Annotated in this window: 2 protein-coding genes; one reads left to right on the top strand and one right to left on the bottom strand. The window is 55.6% G+C overall.

All coding sequences use genetic code 11. From position 1 onward, the window contains the following. Positions 1-87 precede the first annotated feature (87 nt). Positions 88-375, top strand: coding sequence for a PilZ domain-containing protein (locus AB4Z51_RS44690; protein ID WP_441499743.1), 288 nt, complete (start codon positions 88-90; stop codon positions 373-375). An 800-nt stretch (positions 376-1,175) separates the two neighbouring features. On the opposite strand, the gene AB4Z51_RS44685 is transcribed toward AB4Z51_RS44690, so the two are convergent. After that, positions 1,176-1,739, bottom strand: coding sequence for a hemerythrin domain-containing protein (locus tag AB4Z51_RS44685; RefSeq protein ID WP_441499742.1), 564 nt, complete (start codon positions 1,737-1,739; stop codon positions 1,176-1,178). Between the last annotated feature and the right edge of the window lie 831 nt (positions 1,740-2,570).

The raw sequence follows: 2,570 nt of genomic DNA, 5'->3' as shown, positions 1-2,570 counted from the left end.
GCTACAAACCGTGATCGCTAACTCTTGTTAACCATTGGGGCACACGCTCTAGTCCAGATATTTCATACTTCCATTTTATTGTCGCGCATGGCTTTTGGTCGAAGAAAATCGGACCGTGTTCAATTCGCCCATCAGCACACCGTCAACTTGATGGCTGTGGATGGCACTTGGAGTCGAGTCTGCGTTCTCAAAGACATTTCAGCAACGGGGGCAAAGCTGGAGGTTGAGGGCTCGACCGACGTCCTGACCTCGCGAGAGTTCTTCCTAGTGTTATCGTCAACGGGCCTCGCATTTCGTCGCTGTCAATTGGTCTGGGTGGATGGACCAGCCGCTGGTGTGCATTTCATCCACGATAAGAAGAAGTCTGCTCCGTGAGCGCTATGCTGCGAAACATGGACCTGATTGTCCAGCGCAGCTTGCCTACTCTTGACGTAGAGTCCCTTGAATGTCGCGAGGCCAAAGAAGCACTTTTCCGAAGCAACGACGGCTTTATGCTCTATCTGACGGATGGAGYGCCACCACCTCTCGGTAGAGAGCGACTGGTCCCATTGAGTCTTCGCCAGGCACTCCTCTGGCTAAACGAAAACCAGCTCTCTGAGGCCGGGTCTTTCTGGGCATAGCGGAGCGCCTTACTTCATCCTTAGCTTCCTCGCAGACCATGCGAGAGGCGACTGTTCCATTTCGATTTTGACTTTTGATTGACAGCCTCCTAACTGGGGAGTCCACAATGCGTTCTGCTTGCGCTCTTGACGCCCCTATTCTTAACGATGTGCGATCTCTATTGATTATTTGGCCGCTACACCGTAGCTGCGATCGTCATGACGACGCTCATGATCAGTTACTGCTTCGGCATGCGGTCGGAGCGATGGCTGTGCGATGAGGCCCGCACGTGCCATCACTCTTGATGATGTTTCTGGCCCGATAATAAACATGAGTTTCGGCGGCGTCTCCGACGCGGACGTCCCCCTCTGGGTGGAAAGGGCTGAGAACCGTAGCGCGTGTTGTCAACAACGCATAACGCACGGTCGATTCCAGATTATCGATGTCGACCAGCGTCAGAACCTCCTGTTTCCAACCTCAGCCGCTCGTAGGAACGGGAGCAAGGCGCAGCCCGATCCTGATCTCTCGCGCGCCCGAGCACCGTCGCTCGGCACAGTGCTACTGCACCAGCGCGCCTAATTTCGCTCGGCTTCAGCTTCCTGCTCAAGCCGCAAAATATGCGCGCGCAGTGCGTCAAACCGACTTTCGGCAACATCGCTGAACAGCGGGTCTTTGTGACTCGTTGCGGCCGAAGCGATCTCAGTCCAATCTTGAGGCTTGAGGACTTTAAGTGCCGCAGGAAAGAAATCGCGATCTTCCATCGTCATGTGACGGCGCTCGTGCGCAATAAAATCGCGAACGATAATATCTACATCTTCGCGAAGAATGTCACGATCTGCGAGTATGCTGTCGACCGCCTGAGCGACGCGGCGTAAAAGCTGGGCCCCTTTCTGATGTTCACGAGCTAGATCGCCCACTTTTGCGGCAGAAGCTGGATCGCGCCCCCTCAGCTTGGCAAAGACCAAGTCTTCCTGGGGATGATGATAAATTTCAGGGTAGACTTCGAAATAACTGATCACCGCGTGGATGACCTCGTAATCAGGACGGTTTCCGCGGTCGAATACCTCAAGTTCCCGCTCGAGGATAGCGAGCAACTTCTCGATGTTGCGATGCTCTTGGGCTAAGCGCTCTATGATCATGACGGCGCTCCATAAATCAGCCTGAATATAGTCGCGGGCCGATGTCGGTATTTGCGACAGATCAAATCCGCGATAAACTTGATGCGACCCGCCGGCGATTGTTCACCGGGGCACCTGGTCGTCTCGGGGCGCGTCCTCCGCGCTGAGTGACGCCGAGCCGCCCGGCAATCGAGACAAACTGAGTCAACGACTGCACCTAAACTTTTTAACGATACTTGCCGATGCGCCTTTATTGTTCGCTCGCTGCCAAGCAGGCGTTGCCATACATGCAGGACAAGGGTTCCACAACGGGCAGCGCTGACGCCTTTGGTTGTTCGCCGGGACATGAGATGCAAGCGAAGGGCTCGAAGAGCGGATCACAACGCGCATCCGGGCAAGTGCCGCGAGGCTGCACGCCTGAAGCTGTCAGGGCAGACTTGGACGAGCTCGGGCGGCCGCGAAATTACCTCATCTTCAGCGAGAAGGCCGGCGAGCCCGCGCTGCGGATGACAACGCATACAAAGCGAACGGCCGCCCCAGCCTTGGCTAAAAGCTGGAGCTGCGTAGTCACCTGAGCTTCCGGCCGATGGGGTTGGGGACAGGCCGAACGCAAGAACCAAACTTGCGGACCGTGCAACTGCTCCTATTCTGGCGGCCGAAATCCGGAGACCTCACCGCATAAACAGGGCAACGCCGATGATCGCTACCGGCAGCATCCCCAGCACAATCACAACGCCACGATAGACCACTCGTTACCCATCGGGAAAATGTAGCACGTTTAGAAACAGTATGATGAGCATAATTGCTCACTTGGCGAATTGGAAAAGCAGGTAGACCAAGGCGGCTGCTATC

The sequence above is a fragment of the Bradyrhizobium sp. 2TAF36 genome (genome assembly GCF_052114925.1).
Taxonomy (GTDB): Bacteria; Pseudomonadota; Alphaproteobacteria; order Rhizobiales; family Xanthobacteraceae; genus Bradyrhizobium; species Bradyrhizobium barranii.
This window is presented reverse-complemented; position numbering and strand designations above follow the sequence as displayed.